1 rRNA gene is annotated in these 370 nt (G+C 51.6%); it reads right to left on the bottom strand.

From position 1 onward, the window contains the following. Positions 1-370 (bottom strand): 23S ribosomal RNA (locus C9I57_RS32320); the annotation flags it as partial.

Below are 370 nucleotides of genomic sequence, written 5' to 3'. Positions count from 1 at the left end.
GGTTTCGGGTCTACGCCCAGCAACTGAACGCCCTATTCGGACTCGCTTTCGCTACGCCTGCCCTATTCGGTTAAGCTTGCTACTGAACGTAAGTCGCTGACCCATTATACAAAAGGTACGCCGTCACCCCGCTTTAAGCGCTCTCGCGCTTAAATCCACTTTAAGCGCTGAGTCTTGCTATTTCAGCCTTAATGTCTTTTGACGTGTTCACTTCGTGAACACGCCGAAAGCGCTTAAAGCGGGGCTCCGACTGTTTGTATGCATGCGGTTTCAGGATCTATTTCACTCCCCTCCCGGGGTTCTTTTCGCCTTTCCCTCACGGTACTGGTTCACTATCGGTCGATCACGAGTATTTAGCCTTGGAGGATGG

Source organism: Trinickia symbiotica, assembly GCF_003028655.1.
GTDB classification, from domain to species: domain Bacteria; phylum Pseudomonadota; class Gammaproteobacteria; order Burkholderiales; family Burkholderiaceae; genus Trinickia; species Trinickia symbiotica_A.
The sequence above is the reverse complement of the archived record's forward strand: the minus strand, read 5'-3'. Positions and strand labels throughout refer to the sequence as shown.